This window comes from Streptomyces sp. CS113, assembly GCF_002188365.1.
GTDB lineage: Bacteria > Actinomycetota > Actinomycetes > Streptomycetales > Streptomycetaceae > Streptomyces > Streptomyces tendae.
The window spans coordinates 2,062,565-2,081,518 of the sequence record NZ_KZ195574.1 but is presented as its reverse complement, the minus strand read 5'-3'; the positions used below and the strand labels follow the sequence as shown (position 1 = coordinate 2,081,518).

Genomic DNA, 18,954 nt, shown 5'->3' with positions numbered 1-18,954 from the left:
CAGGGCTTCTCTCAGAACCGGGACGGGGACGCGGCCGGGGCGGTGAGGGAGACGAGCGGCGGGCCTTCGTCGCCGTCCCCGCGGTCCGGGTCCGGCACGAGCACCGCGAGGACCCGCAGCAGCGGCCGGCCCGTCGTCAGCAGGGAGTCGGCGAGATCGGCGAGGCGCTCCTTCGTGCGCTCCCCGGCGAGGGTGGGCTGCCGCCAGGTGCCGAGCCGCCGCTTGTACTGCTCGATGGGCTCGCGCAGCGGTTCGTCCCAGGCGTCTCGGTGCGTGTTGAGGAACGCCTCGGCCGTGTCCAGGACGTGGGGGAGGGCCTCGCGCAGAGGCGCGGGATCGCGGTAGCGGCGCTTGTTCGCCATGGTCGGGCCGACACCGCAGCGGCGCAGCAGCGACACCATGTCGTCGTCGACCAGGCCCTCCCGGCTCGCCTTCCGCCAGGTGACGCCCATCCACTTCACGACCGTGGGCCTGCCCAGCTTGTTCGAGTACACGCCCTGCACGAGATAGATGGGCTCCGCCACATTCGCCATGATCATCGGCGCCTCCTGGCGGCCCATCCCGACGAGGACCTTGTCGGTGAGCCACTCGACGACCGGGTGCAGGTCCGTGAGGAGGGAGATCTCCGGCCAGCTCGACGTCGACGACTCCCGGGCGCGCTGGAGGGAGTGTTCGGCGAGGCGGCGGTTGAACGTCACGAGCATGCGCTCGCGCAGCCGCTGCTCGCGAAGGTAGTCGCTCGGGAGCGCCTTCAGACGGTGGACGAGTTCCGTCGGCGGGCGGAACGAGAGCAGCCCCGATTGCTGGTCGCGGTCCAGCTCCAGACGCTCCCGGGCGTCCGGGTACACCTCGCGCAGTGCGTCGTCCAGGAAGTGCGCGGTCGAGTCGAAGAGACGGGGGAGCACGGGGCTCGCGGCGTCCCGGCCGCCCGACGCCTCCGTACCGGAAAGGGGAGTGGAGCCGGTACCTTCCGTGGGGTCCGCCGGTGGCGCTTCCTCGCCGACGGGGCCGAAGAAGTCCGTGAGGAAGTCGTCCAGGCCCGTGTCCTCGCGGTCCGCGCCGGAGCGGCGGGCGTCCAGGGACTCGTCCACGGTCCGGCCGCGCAGCAGGTCCTGGATGAGGGACTTCTCCTCCGCCTCCGCCCGGTACAGACCGGTCACCGCCTCCGCCGTTCCCAGCGAACGGTGGGCCTGGTCCTCCCGCTCCAGCAGCCGCTCGGCGACCACCGTGTCGTCCTTGGCCCCCTCGACCTCGCTGGTCAGGATCAGCGCGCGGAACTCCGGGGGCCTGGCCTGCCCGTAGCGGTCGATACGGCCGTTGCGCTGCTCGATCCGGATCAGCGACCACGGCACGTCGTAGTGCACCAGTTGGTGGCACTGCCGGTGCAGGTTGACGCCTTCGGAGGCGACGTCGCCGGTCACCAGGACCCGTACGGGTGTGTCGGCCAGGCCGAACTCCTCGACACAGGCCATCTGCTGCTCGTCGGAGAGACCACCGTGCATGATCCGGACGCAGTCCCGGGCGGCCCGGCCCTTGAAGCCCAGTGCCGCGGGAAGTACTTCGGCCAGCCACTCCAGGGTCTGCACGCGCTCGGAGAACACCACGACCCGTTCGTCGGAACCGGGCCCCACCCCGATCTCCTCGCGGAGCTGGCGCACGAGCGCGGCGAACTTCGCCGAGTCCGCCTCGGTCAGGTCGGCGGCCAGTTCCGACAGCCGGTGGAGAGCCGCCAGTTCGGCGGCGGTGCCCTGAGGGTCGTCCTTCTTCTCCAGCGTCTTGATGCGCGCTGAGACCGTGGCCCGCAGCGCCGCGTGGGAGGACAGGAACGACTTCAGCAGCGTGTACGGGAAGAGGGGCACCGAACTCACCGAGGTGCCGCCCTCACCGGGCAGCCAGACGGCCGCCAGCTCCTCGAAGATCTTCTCCTCGGCGGGGGTGGCCGGGCAGTGCACGGAGTGGGACGGGCCGCGGTCCGCCCACTGGCCCTTCATCTGCTCCCGCACCTCGGGGCTGATCTTCGTCCGGCGGATGAAGAGATGCTCGATGTCGGCCGCGCGGTAGCTCTCCGGGTCCCGGATGGCCACCGGATCCAGCAGGCCGATCAGCTCCGCGAACGACTTCGCGTCGCCGTTGTGCGGCGTCGCCGACGCGAGGATCAGGGCGTCGGTGCGGGGAGCGAGGGTGCGTGCGAGCTGGTTGCGCAGGGAACCGCGGTTGATCAGGTTGTGCGACTCGTCGATGACGACCGCGTCCCAGCGGATCTGCTCCAGATGGTGCTGGTACTGGTCGGTGTTCTTCAGGGTGTCGATGGAGACGATGACCCGCTTGAAGGAGGTGAAGGGGTTGCGGCCGGCCGGGATCTCCCGCTGGATCCGCTCGATGCCGACCGAGTCCAGCCGCACCAGCGGGATCGCGAACCGCGTCCACAGCTCGTGCTGGAACTGCTCCAGCACGTGCTGCGGGGTGACGACCAGGATGCGCTCGCCCCGGCCGCGCCGGATCAGCTCGGCCAGCGTCAGACCGATCTCCAGGGTCTTGCCGAGGCCCACCACGTCCGCGATCAGCAGGCGCGGGCGGAGGTTGGCGCCGGACAGGGCCAGCTCGGCGGGGCGCCGCTGGTACGGCAGCGGGTCCATCAGGAACGAGTCGGCCAGCGCCAGCCGACGCTCCGACTGGGGCAGCGCGGTCCGACGCAGGACCGCCTCCAGGAATAGCCGGGAGCGCCGGTAGTTCGGCGAGTCGTCCATGACGAGAGCCGTCTCCCGAGGGTCGAGCAGCTCGATGCGGTCCAGGCCGGAGAAGAACACGGCCTCCTGGTCACGGACGAACTCCGACACCCCGACGACCTCGATCCGGGTCCCGTCGTCCTCCGTCGGCATCGAGCTCCTGACCAGCCACTCCTCGTCCCGCACGAGCACCTGGGCACCGGCCGGGTACTGATCCTGGCTTGCCGTGACGCCGCTCTGCTCCGCACTTGACTGGACGGCGGTCACCCGTGGCCTCCTGAGGCGGTTCGGTCGTACATGGTCAGGCCCCCTTCAGGGCCCGCCCATTATCGCGGGTCGCAGGGGCGTACGGGTCAGAAGGGGGTACTGGCCGCGTATGCCTCACGCAACCGCTGCGCGGTGATCCGGGCCTGGGCGGAATGCCGCAGGGAACGCCGTCGGACGCTGCTGTCATCGCCGCCCAGGGTGCCCCGGCCCGCCGGGCGAAGCGAGGGCCGCGCGCTGACCCGCTCCGCCGTTGTGTCCGCCGGCGGCTGCACTGCCGCCGGGGAGGCAGGCGCGTCGTCGGCCGGTGGGGACGCGGGGGTGTCGACGCGGGCGAAGAGCAGTCGCGGATCCGTGGGCGGCGGCACCTGGGCCGACGGCTTCGGGGGCGTGGGCCGGAGCACCTCGGGATCCCGGGGGCCTGGCCGGGACCCGCTCGGCTCCTGCCGGGCCGGTCCGGGCGTTGCCATGCCCGGCTCCTGCCGAGGAGGCAGAGCGTCGACCGGGTCGCCCTTCGTGGCTCGCGTCCGGGCCGCTGACCCCTCCGCAGCCGGGCGGCTCACGGCGAGCAGGTCGTCGAGGACGTGGGCCGGAGCGGCCGTGTAGTTCGTGAGCCTGCGCCGCGCCTGGGCGACCTTCAGCCCCTGTGCCTCGATGAGCGCCCGGCACCGCCGCACGACGTCGTCGAGCGCGGGCCGGTCCTCGGGGCGGTGGGCCAGCATCGCCGTCAGCAGCGGCGCGAGTTCCTCGGGTGCGCCCGAGAGATCCGGCGCGGTCGCGGGATCGACGACCTGGTGGAACAGGAGGTGGATGTTGTCGGCGCGGTAGGGAGCATGGCCCGAGCAAGCGAACAGGAGCACGGCAGCAAGCGCGTACACGTCGACCGCGGGAGTCAGCGGCTTCTCACCGGTCGCCTGCTCGGGCGGCATGCAGGAGGGCGTGCCGACGACCGTGTTGGCCGCGGTCAGGGACACGCTGGACTCCGCGAACACCGCGAGACCGAAGTCGATCACCTTGGGTCCGTTGGGGCCGAGAAGCACGTTGGCGGGCTTGAGATCGCGGTGCAGCAGCCCCTGCTTGTGCACCGTCGCCAGCGCTTCCGCGAGCGTCGCGCCCAGCGAGGCGGTGAGCAGGGCGTCCAGCGGTCCGTGACTGGCCACGTGCCTGCTGAGGTCCAGCCCCTCGACGTACTCGGTCGCCAGCCACGGCGGGTCCGCCTCCGGGTCGGCGTCCAGGAGGGCGGCGATCCGGGCGCCCCACACCGTCTTGAGGATCTCCACCTCCTGCGCAAACCTCAGCCGCGTCTCGGAGTCCACGACGGACGGCTTGATCACCTTCACGGCTGCCGGTTCCCCGCCCGGCGACTCCCCTAGATACACCTGGCCCATGCCGCCCTGCCCGATCCGCCCGAGCAGTTCGTATCCGCCCAGCTCGGCAGGGTCGTCGGGGCTGAGGGGCGCGATGTGCACGTGGATCCTCACAATCGGGACTGGCTGCCGGGGCAGGCGTTCATCGGCACGTTAGACCACTTCGTGCAGGCGACAACGGGCGGCGCCGTGCGGCGGTTGGCACCTCTTCCCGGCGGGGTCCAACCGCGGTCGAGTCACGGTCACTGCTCGCGTCTCCGTCCGCACTCACGGGAGGTACTCCGATGAAGTCGAGATGCTCCGCATCGTCCATCCGAATATAGATCCCAACCCGCTGTTCCGGGCTGTCTTCAAGATCACCGGAGCTGTGTGAGTCCTACTTCTAGCTCAGGTCCCGTCGGCTCTCCGCCAGGCACGTCTGCCACAACGCGTGCGAGCGCTGTGCCTCGAGAAGCGACTCCGCGGCGAACCGACTGTCGGCGAAACCTGCCGCGGCGACCTGCTCCACCACGGTCACCAGGTGCGTGGCCACGCGAACGATTCGCTTCGCGTGTGCGAGTTCCAACTGGGGCCTCAATTGCTCCTCGCGGCCGGCCACCGCGAGGAGGTCCGTGTAGTCGTCGGCTTCGGCATAGGCGGACGGGAGCCTGGGGAGGTCGTCTGCGGTGAGGCGGACGACAACCGCGGGCGTGAACGCGTCCCGCTCCTCCTTTCCCAGCACACGGTTCAGGAGCCGACGGGTTTCATCGGTGCCCCGGACCCGGGCCGCTACCCTCTCCAGCTCCTCGAGCTCCGCTTGGACGTCCGCCACGGACTCTGCGGAGAGATGTACACGCAGCCTGTCCGCGATCTTCCCTCCGGCTACCGAGGCCTTGTCGATCACGGCGTCGCACGCGTCGAGTTCGGCGAAGGCCCGCTCGGCCGTCCGCACCGATGCCCGAACCATCTCAGCCGGGTCACCCTCGAAGCCGCCCACCGCCTGCACGAGTTCTGATACTGACATCCCCAGCGCGGTCGGCAGAGACTCCGCCTGTCGCTTCCCCGTCGCCGCTGTCGTTCCGCTGCGCACTGTTCCCCCCTCATGGCCCACCCTGGTCCGAACAGATCATGAGCGCTGCACGCCATGAAGGGCAATCCGGGCACCGTTCCCTGGCCGGATCGCCTCACGAGGGTGGCCAGGATCGCGGCACGCGTAGATTTCTGCCATCGGCCTGACCGAGTGGGGGAGACGATGACCGACGAGTACCCGGAGTTCTTGCTGCGCCTGCCGCGCAACGGGCCGCTGGCGCGGGGGCGATTGCTCACGGAAAAGGGAACCAATGGCAGCCAGAAGATGGTGGTCCTGGCAGGTTCGCCGGCCCGCCCCGAGGTCGTCCCCTCCTTCCCCCTTCGGATGCCGTCCTCCCATCGGCTGCGCGAAGAGCTGAGAGAACGGGGAACGATCAAGGAGACGACCACCTGGTCCGGGTGGCTGGAGGTCGTCAGTGACGTCGAGTGCAACTCCCCGTCGGCCGCTGCGGAGATCCTTCTCGGTCGCAGTGCCAACGGCTGGCTGGAGTGGAAGACGGCCGACGGCAGACCTCTCGCGGACTTCCTGGAGCAGGCTTCGGCCGGCCCCAGCCGTGCATGGCTCGTCCGCGACCCGATCATCACAAGCGCCGGTCCGGTCGATCAGATCTGGCTCTCCAATAATTGTGTGACGCTCGCCGCGGACCGGCTGAGGCCTGGAGTGACCCCGGGCATCAGCAAGGAACAGTTGCGCGTCATCGTGGACGAGGACTACGAATCGGCGGCCGCGTACAGCCAGAAGCCGCGCTTCGTGGAAGAGTTTCACGCGTTCCTCTCCCGAATGCGTCCGGGGGACACCGTGTGCGTGTTCCCTGACGGTGAGCTTTTCGTGGGAGAGGTCACGGGCGAGGCCGAGCAGGTCACCTCCGGAGACGGCCGGAGTGTTCTGCGCCGGCCGGTGGAGTGGGCGAGCGAGGGCTACCCGTACGACAAGCTCCCGGAGGAGGTTCAGCAGAAGCTGAACACCGGACACGACCTGGTCGATCTCACGGCGGTCAAGGGCATCCTCGACGGCCTCTGGTCCTCCGACGACGAACTCAAGAAGGCGGTTGAGGAGTCAACGGACACGTCCGGCGTCGCGGTTCAGGCCATCGTCGCCCGCCGCGACCTGGCCTTCCCTCAGCCCGACGAGGCGTTGCGCAAGAGGCTGAACGTCCACGACCTCGCGTGGCTGAACGAGGTCCGCGACCTGCTCTGGGAGGAACGTCAGCTGATCTTCTACGGTCCTCCTGGCACGGGCAAGACCTATCTGGCGCAGGAGCTCGCAGAATTCCTCGGCGGTGGCCCCGAGCACGTCAAGCTGATTCAGTTCCATCCCAGTTATGCGTACGAGGACTTCTTCGAGGGGTTCCGGCCCCGGGAGGACCCGGACACTCATGAGGTCGCCTTCCGGTTGACGCCGGGCCCGCTACGAGAACTGGCCGATCAAGCCCGAATGGAGGGAAACCGGCATATTCCGCACTTTCTGATCATCGACGAAATCAACCGCGCCAACCTCGCCAAGGTCTTCGGTGAGCTGTATTTCCTGCTGGAGTACCGAAAAAAGTCGGTCCGACTCACCTACTCGGGTGAGGAGTTCGCACTGCCTCGGAACCTGTTCGTGATCGGCACGATGAACACCGCAGACCGGTCCATCGCACTCGTGGACGCCGCGATGCGGCGGCGGTTCGCTTTCGTCGAGCTCTCACCGAGGGTCGAGCCGACCAGAAGACTGCTGTGGCGCTGGCTGGAAAGCGAGGAGAAAGACACCGGGCCTGCCGATCTGCTTGACGCTCTCAACGCCCGGATCGATGACGCCGACATCCGGATCGGGCCGTCATATTTGATGAAACCAGGCGTCTACCGTGAGGGCGGACTCGAACGCACCTGGCGGACAAAGATCCTCCCATTGTTGGAAGAGCACCACTACGGGGACGGCGTTGACATCGAGAAGCGCTACGGGCTGGCGGCGCTGCGGGCGACCGTTGCCGCGCGCAGAGCGCCGGCGGCGGGCGACAACGAGGGAAGCCCTGACGCCCGGTGACCGACGTTCACCTCGTCGAGCATGGACCGGCACGCATCGTCCCCCTTCCGCACGCGGCGGGGCGGGCCCTGGCAGAGTTGAAGGCCGTGGATGCCACGCCCGACCCCCACGAGCCGGAGCTGTGGCGGCTGAAGGCGGGAAGCAAGGTCGGGGCAGTGACACTCGACGTCCCAGGAGGCGAGACCGTGAGATTGCGGATCACGCCGAAACTGCCCGTTCGGCGTCTGTTCTTCCTCGTCGGTTACAGCCGCGACCCCGGCGGCTGGCGAGACGGAGACGTGGACGTCGGCGGACACGACGAACTGCTGCCCGCCATCGCCCACACCGTCGAACGACAGACGGACCGGGCGCTGCGGCAAGGGCTTCTGCAGGGCTACCGGAACACCGAAGCCACGGAGTTCGTCGTACGTGGTCGGATTCGCGAGGCCGACCAGATCCGGCGCCGGTTCGGTGCGCCGTTCCCCGCCGAGATCGCGTACGACGAGTTCAGCACGGACATCGCCGAGAACCGCATTCTGCGCGCCGCGGTGGAACGCCTCCTACGCGTGGACGGTGTGCCCGGTGCCGTACGGACACGCCTTATGCACCAGCGCGCCAGGCTCGCGGAGGTCACTCCACTGGCGAAGGGGCAGTCGCTCCCCGGCTGGCAGCCGAGTCGTTTGAACGCCCGGTATCACCGCGCTCTCCGCCTGGCGGAACTTGTACTGGCCAATGCATCTGTCGAACATCTGCCGGGCGGGGTGCGGATGAACGGCTTCCTCTTCGATATGAACACGGTCTTCGAGGACTTCGTCTGCGTCGGGCTCCGGGAGGCCCTGAGTGTGTACGGTGGGCACGCTGCGCTGCAGGCCAGTGATGTGTACCTGGATGAAGCCGAGCTCATCCGAATGCGACCGGACCTCATCTGGTACGACGATTCGGGAGCCTCACAGGTCGTGGCCGACGCCAAATACAAGCTGGGCAAGCCACACGGCTATCCCGATGCCGACCTGTACCAAATGTTGGCGTATTCCACTTCCCTGGGCCTCAACAATGGCCACCTGGTGTACGCCAAGGGCAACGCACCGCATGCGGGCCATTTGGTGAGGCACTCGGGGATCGCGCTGCATCAACATGCACTTGATCTTGACCAGCCCTCGTCGACGCTTATAAAAAGCATCCATGCACTGGCCGCACGCATGGTGCGACCTCGATCGGGTTGAACCATCGGTGGGTCGCGCCAGCGGTGCGGTTCAGCCGGCGTCGGTGCTTCCGGCCGGCGAGGCGCTCGGAGCCTCAGCTTACGAAGCAGGTCGGCGAACGCTGTCCGCTCGCGCGGGTCCCGCCGCGGTGAGGCTTGGGGCTCGGTGAGGCCGCTGCGCCGTTGAAGGCCAGGCGCTGCTCGGCGTCCCAGCGAAGGCGGTACGCGTCGACAGAACTAGCCCGCAGCGCAGCGCGCTGCCGGTAACGTCGCCCCATGTCGTCAGCGACGGCCCGAGTGCGGCCGAAGTGTAAGAGGGGGCGCTGAGCCATGGGGAAATCAGCACGGGTGTTGGGCAAAGAGTTTGGCCGGACGGCTCGAGATATGAATGCGCTTCTCAAGGAGTACGGCTATCTGGACGGAAGTCCCGGCGCTTATGGGCTCACCGAGAAGGGCCAGCAGTACGCGAAGGAGCAATACCATTCACGCGGTACGGGCGGCTACGCCCAGTACAACCCGAGCTGGGAAACTCGTACCTGGAGCGAGGAGACGGTAGCGGCGCTTAGGGCCGATATGGAAGCGAATCCCGGTGGCTGCGACGACGCAGGGTCTCCCGCTGAAGAAGACGCCACTTTCGAGCCCGAGCCGATCGTGGACCACAGCGGTAGCGGTGGCGACGATGACCCTCAGCTCAGTTGGAAAGAGTTGGCCATCGGCGGGGCCGTAGTAGTCGCAATTCTCGTCGCTCCTCATGCCAAGCCTTTCTGGAACAGCAAGGTCAAACCTGTTGCGAAGAAGATGCGGGACAAATTGACGAAACAGGAGGCCACCGAGTCCACCGAGTCCTGATGCTCATTCGTGCTTGGCTGCCGAGAGTGGCGACGACCCATGTCGCACGCCGTAGCCGTGCGCGGTTTGCTTCAGGGGCAGCTCGCGTAGGTCGGTGGAGCAGGCGTGCCACTGGTTGCGGGGTTGACGCTAGTCCCTGAATCGGCCGAGAGGACCTCAACGGCAGGTACTTGGCTCGTGTGACCAGTCCCTATTGGAGGACAGTGTGGAAGCGAAATCGATGACCCTGCGCGATCTGTTCGGGCCGGACCGGCGACTCGTCGTGCCGGTCTTTCAGAGGCCGTACGTCTGGACGGAGGACCGGAACTGGCGCCCGCTGTGGGAGGACGTCACTGCTCTGGTCCACCAAAGATTGGCGGATGAGGAAGTTCATCCGCACTTTCTTGGTGCGGTCGTGCTGGATCAGTTGCTGACACTCACGGGGTCGATGCCTGCCAGACAGGTCATCGACGGACAGCAGAGGCTGACAACAGTTCAGGTTCTGCTTGCCGCGGTGCGCGATGTCGCACGGGAGCTCGATGTCCAGGACAGGTACGTACGTGCGCTCGTCAAACTGACCGCCAACGACGACGACATGACCGACGACCCGCATGCTGCCTACAAGGTGTGGCCTACCAACATTGACCGTGATTCGTTCCGCATGGTCATGGACGGTCGGCTCCGGCGGCCGGTCGACGTCGCATTCCTCGCCGATCCAGGCGCCTCGGCGATCGTCCAGGCGTACTGGTTCTTTCGCAACCGCACGGTCGAGTGGGCACAAGAGCTGAACTACGAAAGCAAGCTGGACGAGGGCTTTGATGCCTTGGTGCGCGTGCTTCGTGACAAGTTCGAGTTGGTCGTTATCGATCTCAAGCCCGAGGACAACGCCCAGGTCATCTTCGAGGCTCTGAACGACCGAGGCACCCCGTTGCAGGCCTCCGACCTGGTCAAGAACCTAATCTTCCAGCAGGCGGAGGAGCAAGGGCTCCCGGTGGAGGAGCTGTACAGGGACCTGTGGGCGCAGCTGGAGACGCCTGACTGGCGCAAGGAGGTGCGGCAGGGAAGGCTGAAGAGGCCTCGCCTGGACGTCTTCCTCATGCAGTACCTGACGGGTGAACTAGCCGAGGAGGTGATGGCTCCCGAGCTCTTCCTGACCTTTCGCAGGTACGTCAAGGCCGCTGATACGGGCCTGGTCAATATGATGAGGCGCTTGGTGGACCGGGCAGGTGCCTACCGAAGGCTGACGGCCGAGGAACAGCCGCTGACTCCGGAAGGCCGCTTCCTGCGCACTGTTGGTGTTCTGGACGCCAACACCGTGATGCCCGTGCTCCTGTGGCTGGTGAGCCGTTTCGACGAGGACGACCGGGCCGGCGCGGTGGCCACCCTGGACTCCTACCTGGTGCGACGCACCGTCTGCCGCCTGACGACGAAGAACTACAACCGGCTCTTCTTGGAACTGCTCAAGGAGCTGAAGGCGAAAGACGACCCGTCGGTCGTGACGGACTTCCTGCTCCGACAGGAAACAGACTCCGGGTTCTGGCCCCGCGATCGCGATATCCGGGATGTCTTTCGGTCCCAGCCGTTGTACAAGCAACTCACGCGGACCCGGATGCGGCTGTTGCTGGCCGAGTTGGAGGACTCGCTGTATTCGAGCAAGACCGAGCGGCAGGTTCACAACGGGGAGTTGACGATCGAGCACCTACTGCCTCAGGCCTGGGAGGAACACTGGCCGCTTCCCGAGGGCGGAGGTCGCGGAAGCGCCGAGGCTCATGAGCGCAGGCAGTCCCTCCTCCACACCGTGGGAAATCTGACTCTGCTCACCGGCAGACTGAACACATCGGTTTCCAATGGTCCCTGGGAGCGCAAGAGGAACGACATCCTCGTGCACAGTGCTCTTTCGTTGAACCGTTCCCTGCCTGCTCAGTGGGACGAGGCGAGCATCCTGGCCCGGGCTGACCATCTGTCCGAGGCGTTCTCCCGGCGCTGGCAACGCCCGGATGGGGGCGCGCCCATCTCCTCGGGCGCAGGCTTCCCGGCACCCCGGCTGGGGGCGCGGGAGGCTACCCCCATCGGTAGGCCGGCGACGGTTCAGATGCCCCGGTCCCGGCGCGATGTCGCACGCCACATGCGAGAGGCCTTCTCCGGGCTGCCGGTCGGAAGCGTTCTGACGGTGTCGCAGATAACGGCGGTCCCCACGAGCCAGTACGAGGGCGGGGAGATCAGTCCCGGCGCTGTGGCCGCCAGACTTCGCGCCGACAACGTTCCTGGTATCCGGGCCGTACCTGGTTCCAGCCCACTTTCCGCCCGCAAGATCAGCTGACCGTCCCGCACTCGTGCGGGGGTGCGCTGCCTCGGGACAGAATCCGTCGCGAACTGGTGGAACCAAAGGAGAGGGTTCGAATGGGGTGGCGAGAGGGCGCCGGGGAACTGGACGCGCGGATGCTCAAGCGTCCGCTTCCTTCGGATGCAGTGGGAAAGCTGGGAGCCTGGCTGGCTGAAGACGGGGCGCCGTACGCGGACGGGACCGGCGCGCACGCAGTTCGCTACATCCCGGGGTCCTGGGCCGGCATCCGGCCGTGGCCCTCGGGGTTGGCTGAGCAGGTCGGACGTAAGCCAACTTTGCTGAGCCGGGCGCAGGTGTTGGCGGTGGCCCGGACTGGGGTAGCAACGGCTAGCTGGACCGAGACACTCATCGCCAGCTACGTCTGGGGACAAGGTGACAACGGGTACGGGGCCTACCGGCTGGATGAGATCCTGCGCCCAGGCCCAGTCGAGGCGGTGCTGGCTCAGGCCATTGCGCTGCTGGCCACCGATGGCGCCGTGTCGGGCTACCGCAGGCTGAGCGGCGCGATCGCAGGCCTTGGACCTGCGTTCTTTACCAAGTTCCTCTACTTCGCCGGTGGCGCCGTAGTGGATGTGCCGGGGCCGCGCCCGCTCATCCTCGACCAGCGCATAGCTCGTGTCCTGCGCGCGTACACGACACGACTGGGGGAGGAGATCGGGCTTGAGGAACCCGCGAAGCTCGCTGCCTGGCTGTGGAGTGACGGCGGATGGACCCCGCACCGCTACGACGTGTACCTGACATGGATGCGCGGCGTTACCGACCAGCTGGCCGGGTCCACGCACTGGCCGCTCGCTCCCGACCTACTTGAATTGGCACTGTTCAGCGGCGCATGGACCCCGTAGAAGGCCCCCGGGCCGTCCTCCGTGTCGGCGGGGCCGCGTCGGCCATCCTTTGGGCCCGGGCCCATGACCAATATTTTCGATCGCCCTCACGAGGCGCCTGCCTCCAGGTGGGGCGTGCAAATCTGGGGCTCGAGACGCTTCCGCCGAGTACCGCCCACTGAACGCGCCGCGTGCGCCGGACCACGACGAGACGTCGGTTGGGAGCGCAGGCTCAGGTCAGTGAAGGGTCGTGAAGGTAAGCAGTCGCAGGTCAGATGGCACGCTGCGGTGTTGTGCCCCCTGGGCTCAAGGGGCACAACACCGCACCCGTCAAATGTCCCGGAAGATCTCGATCTGCGCCCCGATCGAGTTCAGCCGCTCCGCGAGGTCCTCGTAACCGCGGTTGATGACGTACACGTTGCGCAGTACCGACGTGCCCTCGGCGGCCATCATCGCCAGGAGGACGACCACGGCGGGGCGCAGGGCGGGCGGGCACATCATCTCGGCGGCGCGCCAGCGGGTGGGGCCCTCGACCAGGACGCGGTGCGGGTCCAGGAGCTGGAGGCGGCCGCCGAGGCGGTTCAGGTCGGTGAGGTAGATGGCGCGGTTGTCGTAGACCCAGTCGTGGATGAGGGTCTGGCCCTGCGCCGAGGCCGCGATGGCCGCGAAGAAGGGGACGTTGTCGATGTTCAGGCCGGGGAAGGGCATCGGGTGGATCTTGTCGATGGGCGCCTCCAGCTTGGAGGGGCGCACCGTCAGGTCCACCAGGCGGGTGCGGCCGTTGTCGGCGAAGTACTCCGGCGTGCGGTCGTGGTCGAGGCCCATCTCCTCCAGGACCGCCAGCTCGATCTCCAGGAACTCGATGGGCACCCGGCGGACCGTCAGCTCCGACTCCGTGACCACGGCGGCGGCCAGCAGGCTCATCGCCTCTACCGGGTCCTCGGAGGGGGAGTAATCCACGTCGGCGTCGATGACCGGCATGCCGTGCACGGTGAGGGTGGTGGTGCCGATGCCCTCGACCCGGACGCCCAGGGCTTCGAGGAAGAAGCAGAGGTCCTGGACCATGTAGTTGGACGAGGCGTTGCGGATGACGGTGACGCCGTCGTGGCGGGCGGCGGCCAGGAGGGCGTTCTCCGTCACCGTGTCGCCGCGCTCGGTCAGGACGATGGGGCGGTCCGGGCGCACCTGGCGGTCGACCACCGCGTGGTAGTGGCCCTCGGTCGCGGCGACGTCCAGGCCGAACCGGCGCAGCGCGATCATGTGCGGCTCGATGGTCCGGGTGCCGAGGTCGCAGCCGCCGGCGTAGGGCAGCCGGAAGCGCTCCATGCGGTGCAGCAGCGGGCCGAGGAACATGATGATGGAGCGGGTGCGGACGGCGGCCTCCGCGTCGATGGCCTCCATGTCCAGCTCGGCCGGCGGCACGATCTCCAGGTCGGTGCCGTCGTTGATCCAGCGGGTGCGCACGCCGATGGAGTTGAGCACCTCCAGGAGGCGGTAGACCTCCTCGATGCGGGCGACCCGGCGCAGCACCGTGCGCCCCTTGTTGAGCAGCGAGGCGCACAGCAGGGCCACGCACGCGTTCTTGCTGGTCTTGACGTCGATGGCGCCGGACAGGCGACGGCCGCCGACGACACGCAGGTGCATCGGACCCGCGTAGCCCAGGGAGACGATCTCGCTGTCCAGCGCTTCGCCGATCCGGGCGATCATCTCAAGGCTGATGTTCTGGTTGCCGCGCTCGATCCGGTTGACAGCGCTCTGACTGGTGTTGAGCGCCTCCGCGAGCTGTGACTGCGTCCAGCCGCGGTGCTGCCGGGCGTCACGGATGAGTCGGCCGATGCGTACGAGGTAATCGTCTGCCATGGGGTTGAGGCTATCTCAGATATGAGATCGCGCCTCTCGGGGGGTCCGTTCGGGTGACGCGACGTCAAGTAACCCCCGGTCACGGCTCAGCGGCGCCTGCTCGTCGTCGTGCGACGCCATCCGAAAGGCCCCGGCAAATCCATCGATGTCGTACGACGTCCGGTACTGCTGCGGGTGTGCCGCGGGCCGCTGCGGCCCCCGGTCGTGATGGACCACGAGCGTTTGTTGATGTTCAGCCGCACTCCGGGGAGGATCCGGAAGCTCTTGCGGAACGTGAGCGGCATCGTGCCCCCTTCCGTGTCGCGCCGGCTCGGTCCGGCATGCGTCGGATACCCCCGTTCGGCGTAGTGATGGCCGCACGGGTCACCCGGAGTGGGGCGCACGCCACACGGCGCCCGGACATGACCGGACCGCCCCCATGTACTAGAGTTATCTCGACATCGAGATATCTGCCGAGGCGTGCCGCAGCCACACGCCGCTGTCGGTCCGACGGTAAGGGTTACCTAACTTAGCCTTACCTTAGCGGATCGGCCAAGAGGGCGTGGCGGCAGGATGCGGTGGTACGCGCACATGAATGAAGGAGACTGTCGTGTCGGCGAACAGCTTCGACGCCCGCAGCACACTGCAGGTGGGCGACGAGTCGTACGAGATCTTCCGGCTGGACAAGGTCGAGGGCTCCGCGCGCCTTCCCTACAGCCTGAAGGTCCTGCTGGAGAACCTGCTCCGCACCGAGGACGGCGCGAACATCACCGCCGACCACATCCGCGCCCTCGGCGGCTGGGACTCGCAGGCCCAGCCGTCGCAGGAGATCCAGTTCACGCCGGCCCGCGTGATCATGCAGGACTTCACCGGCGTGCCCTGTGTCGTCGACCTCGCCACCATGCGTGAGGCCGTCAAGGAGCTGGGCGGCGACCCGAACAAGATCAACCCGCTCTCCCCGGCCGAGATGGTCATCGACCACTCCGTCATCGCGGACAAGTTCGGCACCAACGACGCCTTCCAGCAGAACGTCGACCTGGAGTACGGCCGCAACAAGGAGCGCTACCAGTTCCTGCGCTGGGGCCAGACCGCCTTCGACGACTTCAAGGTCGTGCCGCCCGGCACCGGCATCGTCCACCAGGTGAACATCGAGCACCTGGCCCGCGTCGTCATGACCCGTGACGGCAAGGCCTACCCCGACACCCTGGTCGGCACCGACTCGCACACCACCATGGTCAACGGCCTCGGCGTCCTCGGCTGGGGCGTCGGCGGCATCGAGGCCGAGGCCGCGATGCTCGGCCAGCCGGTCTCCATGCTCATCCCGCGCGTCGTCGGCTTCAAGCTGACCGGTGAGCTGACCCCCGGCACCACCGCCACCGACCTGGTGCTGACCATCACCGAGATGCTGCGCAAGCACGGCGTCGTCGGCAAGTTCGTCGAGTTCTACGGCGAGGGCGTCGCCGCCACGTCGCTGGCCAACCGCGCCACCATCGGCAACATGTCGCCGGAGTTCGGCTCCACCGCCGCCATCTTCCCGGTCGACGACGAGACGCTGAACTACATGCGCCTGACCGGCCGCAGCGACCAGCAGGTCGCCCTGGTCGAGGCGTACGCCAAGCAGCAGGGCCTCTGGCTGGACCCGAAGGCCGAGCCGGACTTCTCCGAGAAGCTGGAGCTCGACCTCTCCACGGTCGTGCCCTCCATCGCCGGCCCGAAGCGCCCGCAGGACCGCATCGTCCTCGCGAACGCCGCCGAGCAGTTCAAGCAGGACGTCCGCAACTACGTGGACAGCGTGGACGAGGCCGGCGTCGAGTCCTTCCCGGCCTCCGACGCCCCGGCCGTCGCCCCCAACGGCGCCCCGTCCAACCCGGTCCCCGTGACCGCCCCCGACGGCACCACCTACGAGCTGGACCACGGTGCGGTGACGGTCGCGGCCATCACCTCCTGCACCAACACCTCCAACCCGTACGTCATGGTCGCCGCCGCCCTGGTGGCCAAGAAGGCGGTCGAGAAGGGCCTGACCCGCAAGCCGTGGGTCAAGACCACCCTCGCCCCGGGCTCCAAGGTCGTCACCGACTACTTCGAGAAGGCGGGCCTGACCCCCTACCTCGACAAGGTCGGCTTCAACCTCGTCGGCTACGGCTGCACCACCTGCATCGGCAACTCCGGCCCGCTGCCGGACGAGGTCTCCAAGGCCGTCAACGACCACGACCTCGCCGTCACCTCGGTGCTCTCCGGCAACCGCAACTTCGAGGGCCGGATCAACCCCGACGTCAAGATGAACTACCTGGCGTCCCCGCCGCTGGTCGTCGCGTACGCGCTCGCGGGCTCCATGAAGGTGGACATCACCAGGGACGCCCTGGGCGCCGACCAGGACGGCAACCCGGTCTTCCTGAAGGACATCTGGCCCTCCGAGGCCGAGGTCAACGACGTCGTCGCCAACGCCATCGGCGAGGACATGTTCGCCAAGTCCTACAGCGACGTCTTCGCGGGCGACGCCCAGTGGCAGGCGCTGTCGATCCCGACCGGCGACACCTTCGAGTGGGACGGCGAGTCCACCTACGTGCGCAAGCCCCCGTACTTCGAGGGCATGGGCATGGAGCCGGCCCCGGTCGAGGACATCTCCGGCGCCCGGGTGCTCGCCAAGCTGGGCGACTCGGTGACCACGGACCACATCTCGCCCGCCGGTGCCATCAAGGCCGACACCCCGGCCGGCAAGTACCTCACGGAGCACGGCGTCCAGCGCCGCGACTTCAACAGCTACGGCTCGCGCCGCGGCAACCACGAGATCATGATCCGCGGCACCTTCGCCAACATCCGCCTGCGCAACCAGATCGCGCCGGGCACCGAGGGCGGCTACACCCGCGACTTCACGCAGGACGGCGGGCCGGTGTCGTTCATCTACGACGCCTCCCGCAACTACATCGAGCAGGGCATCCCGCTCGTCGTCCTGGCCGGCAAGGAGTACGGCTCCGGCTCGTCCCGCGACTGGGCCGCCAAGGGCACCGCGCTCCTCGGCGTCAAGGCAGTCATCGCCGAGTCGTACGAGCGCATCCACCGCTCGAACCTCATCGGCATGGGCGTCCTGCCGCTCCAGTTCCCGGAGGGGCGGACCGCCGAGTCCCTCGGTCTGACCGGCGAGGAGTCCTTCTCCGTCTCCGGCGTGACCGAGCTGAACGACGGCACCACCCCGCGCACGGTGAAGGTCACCACCGACACCGGCGTCGAGTTCGACGCGGTCGTCCGCATCGACACCCCGGGTGAGGCGGACTACTACCGCAACGGCGGCATCCTTCAGTACGTGCTGCGCAGCCTGATCCGCAAGTAGGCGGCGGCCGCACACAAGCCGAGGGCCGCACTCCCGTCGCCGGGAGTGCGGCCCTCGCGTCTGTCCGTCCTAGAACATCAGACGGTACGTGTTCCAGCCACCGCTGCCGATCTTCACGCGGGACTTGAACGGGGAAGCGCCGTTGCCGGTGCCCTTGTACAGGTACAGCGCACCGTTCTTGTCGCGCGCGACGACGTCGGTGATGCCGTCGATGTCGATGTCGCCGACAGAGACGATGTTGTTGTACGTGTTCCAGCCACCGCCGACGCGGGTGCGGGACGTGAACGGCGCCTTGTAGTTGCCGGTGCCCTTGTAGAGCCACAGCACGCCGGACTTGTCCTTGGCGACGATGTCGGCCTTGCCGTCACCGGAGAGGTCGCCCTTGCCGGTGATGTGCGTGTAGGCGTTCCACCCGCCGCCGACCTTGTAGCGCTGGGTCAGCTTGCCGTTGCCGTAGCCCAGGTACAGGTACAGGTAACCGGAGCTGTCGCGGGCGAGCAGGTCGTCGGCGCCGGCGCCGCCCAGGTTGGCGCCGGAGAACAGCTGGTTGTATATCTTCCAGCCGTTGCCGACGAGGGTGTGCTCCTCGGCGTTCCAGGGGGCCCAGTAGAGCTGGCCCTCGGACGTGACGTGCCAGATGCCGTCCGAGAAGCCGTCGGCGTCCTGGTCGACCTGCGTCATGGCGCGGGCCGTCTGCCAGCCGTAGCCGGCGTCCCAGCGAGCGTCCAGCCCACCCTCGAAGTCGGGGTCGTAGCTCCACAGGTCACCCGCGCCGTCCACACCGAACACCGGGTTGATCGGAGCGTCTCCGGGCATGGCGGAGGTGCCGTACTTCTCGCCACCCGACGGCTTCACGTCGAGGTGCGACCGGGAAGCGCTGGCTCCCGGTCCGTCGGCGGCGACGGCGCTGCTCGCACCCGTCGCCACCAGTGCGGCAGTGAGCGCCGCAGCCGTGGCACGCGCCAGGGCGCGACGCGTGTTCAGGCCAGAGCTTTTGGCCACGTGGGTCCTCCATTTGGTCATGCGGAAGGGACCACGAACGGGTAAGTCCGCAAGATCCCGGGATACTTCGTGATCCTTACACATGACGTTCACAGGTCAATCAGATTTACGGTCGGGGACGAGAGCGGTACAGAACAGGTACGCAAGCGCAACGTGGGGCGTAC

At 67.8% G+C, this 18,954-nt stretch carries 12 protein-coding genes; 6 read left to right on the top strand and 6 right to left on the bottom strand.

Going from position 1 to position 18,954, the window contains the following annotated elements; translation table 11 throughout:
* Positions 1–11: 11 nt before the first annotated feature.
* From B9W62_RS08975 to B9W62_RS08965, 3 genes are all read right to left on the bottom strand, one after another.
* The gene (locus B9W62_RS08975) at positions 12–2,993 is read right to left on the bottom strand and encodes a DEAD/DEAH box helicase (protein WP_087806672.1); all 2,982 of its coding nucleotides are present in this window, start codon (positions 2,991–2,993) and stop codon (positions 12–14) included.
* Between the two features lie 86 nt (positions 2,994–3,079).
* Positions 3,080–4,459 carry a serine/threonine-protein kinase gene (locus B9W62_RS08970; protein ID WP_087806671.1) on the bottom strand — a complete coding sequence of 460 codons (1,380 nt, stop codon included), beginning with the start codon at positions 4,457–4,459 and terminating at the stop codon, positions 3,080–3,082.
* Positions 4,460–4,739: 280 nt separating this feature from the next.
* Positions 4,740–5,426: a hypothetical protein gene (locus tag B9W62_RS08965; RefSeq protein ID WP_143665457.1), complete on the bottom strand. Its 687-nt coding sequence runs from the start codon at positions 5,424–5,426 to the stop codon at positions 4,740–4,742.
* A gap of 162 nt (positions 5,427–5,588) precedes the next feature.
* Here B9W62_RS08965 and B9W62_RS08960 point away from each other — a divergent pair, with 162 nt between their 5' ends.
* The 5 genes from B9W62_RS08960 to B9W62_RS08940 all read left to right on the top strand — a co-directional run bounded on the left by B9W62_RS08960 (position 5,589) and on the right by B9W62_RS08940 (position 12,642).
* Positions 5,589–7,448, top strand: a complete 1,860-nt coding sequence (locus tag B9W62_RS08960) for a DUF4357 domain-containing protein (RefSeq protein ID WP_087806669.1) — start codon at positions 5,589–5,591, stop codon at positions 7,446–7,448.
* Positions 7,445–8,650, top strand: coding sequence for an McrC family protein (locus B9W62_RS08955; protein ID WP_087806668.1), 1,206 nt, complete (start codon positions 7,445–7,447; stop codon positions 8,648–8,650). The genes B9W62_RS08960 and B9W62_RS08955 overlap by 4 nt, the downstream gene beginning before the upstream one ends.
* Before the next feature lie 308 nt (positions 8,651–8,958).
* Positions 8,959–9,477, top strand: coding sequence for a VOC family protein (locus B9W62_RS08950; protein WP_143665456.1), 519 nt, complete (start codon positions 8,959–8,961; stop codon positions 9,475–9,477).
* Positions 9,478–9,682: 205 nt separating this feature from the next.
* Positions 9,683–11,776 (top strand): DUF262 domain-containing protein, encoded by a 2,094-nt coding sequence (locus B9W62_RS08945; protein WP_143665455.1) that lies wholly within the window; start codon positions 9,683–9,685, stop codon positions 11,774–11,776.
* Positions 11,777–11,856: 80 nt separating this feature from the next.
* The gene (locus tag B9W62_RS08940; protein WP_087806665.1) at positions 11,857–12,642 is read left to right on the top strand and encodes an 8-oxoguanine DNA glycosylase OGG fold protein; all 786 of its coding nucleotides are present in this window, start codon (positions 11,857–11,859) and stop codon (positions 12,640–12,642) included.
* Positions 12,643–12,951: 309 nt separating this feature from the next.
* Here B9W62_RS08940 and B9W62_RS08935 read toward each other — a convergent pair whose 3' ends face one another.
* Positions 12,952–14,481: a helix-turn-helix domain-containing protein gene (locus B9W62_RS08935; RefSeq protein WP_003972925.1), complete on the bottom strand. Its 1,530-nt coding sequence runs from the start codon at positions 14,479–14,481 to the stop codon at positions 12,952–12,954.
* 86 nt (positions 14,482–14,567) lie between these two features.
* Positions 14,568–14,765, bottom strand: coding sequence for a DUF4236 domain-containing protein (locus B9W62_RS08930; RefSeq protein ID WP_087806664.1), 198 nt, complete (start codon positions 14,763–14,765; stop codon positions 14,568–14,570).
* A gap of 305 nt (positions 14,766–15,070) precedes the next feature.
* On the opposite strand from B9W62_RS08930, the gene acnA reads away from it, so the two are divergent.
* Positions 15,071–17,788, top strand: a complete 2,718-nt coding sequence (gene acnA / locus B9W62_RS08925; protein WP_087806663.1) for an aconitate hydratase AcnA — start codon at positions 15,071–15,073, stop codon at positions 17,786–17,788.
* A 69-nt stretch (positions 17,789–17,857) separates the two neighbouring features.
* Here acnA and B9W62_RS08920 read toward each other — a convergent pair whose 3' ends face one another.
* The gene (locus B9W62_RS08920; protein WP_256976245.1) at positions 17,858–18,790 is read right to left on the bottom strand and encodes an FG-GAP repeat domain-containing protein; all 933 of its coding nucleotides are present in this window, start codon (positions 18,788–18,790) and stop codon (positions 17,858–17,860) included.
* Positions 18,791–18,954 lie beyond the last annotated feature (164 nt).

What these genes read in the sequence shown, in the direction of transcription:
- B9W62_RS08950 (WP_143665456.1), top strand. Translation starts at nt 8,959, where the DNA reads ATGGGGAAATCAGCACGGGTGTTGGGCAAAGAGTTTGGCCGGACGGCT.
- B9W62_RS08960 (WP_087806669.1), top strand. Translation starts at nt 5,589, where the DNA reads ATGACCGACGAGTACCCGGAGTTCTTGCTGCGCCTGCCGCGCAACGGG.
- B9W62_RS08940 (WP_087806665.1), top strand. Translation starts at nt 11,857, where the DNA reads ATGGGGTGGCGAGAGGGCGCCGGGGAACTGGACGCGCGGATGCTCAAG.
- B9W62_RS08930 (WP_087806664.1), bottom strand. Translation starts at nt 14,765, where the DNA reads ATGCCGCTCACGTTCCGCAAGAGCTTCCGGATCCTCCCCGGAGTGCGG.
- B9W62_RS08935 (WP_003972925.1), bottom strand. Translation starts at nt 14,481, where the DNA reads ATGGCAGACGATTACCTCGTACGCATCGGCCGACTCATCCGTGACGCC.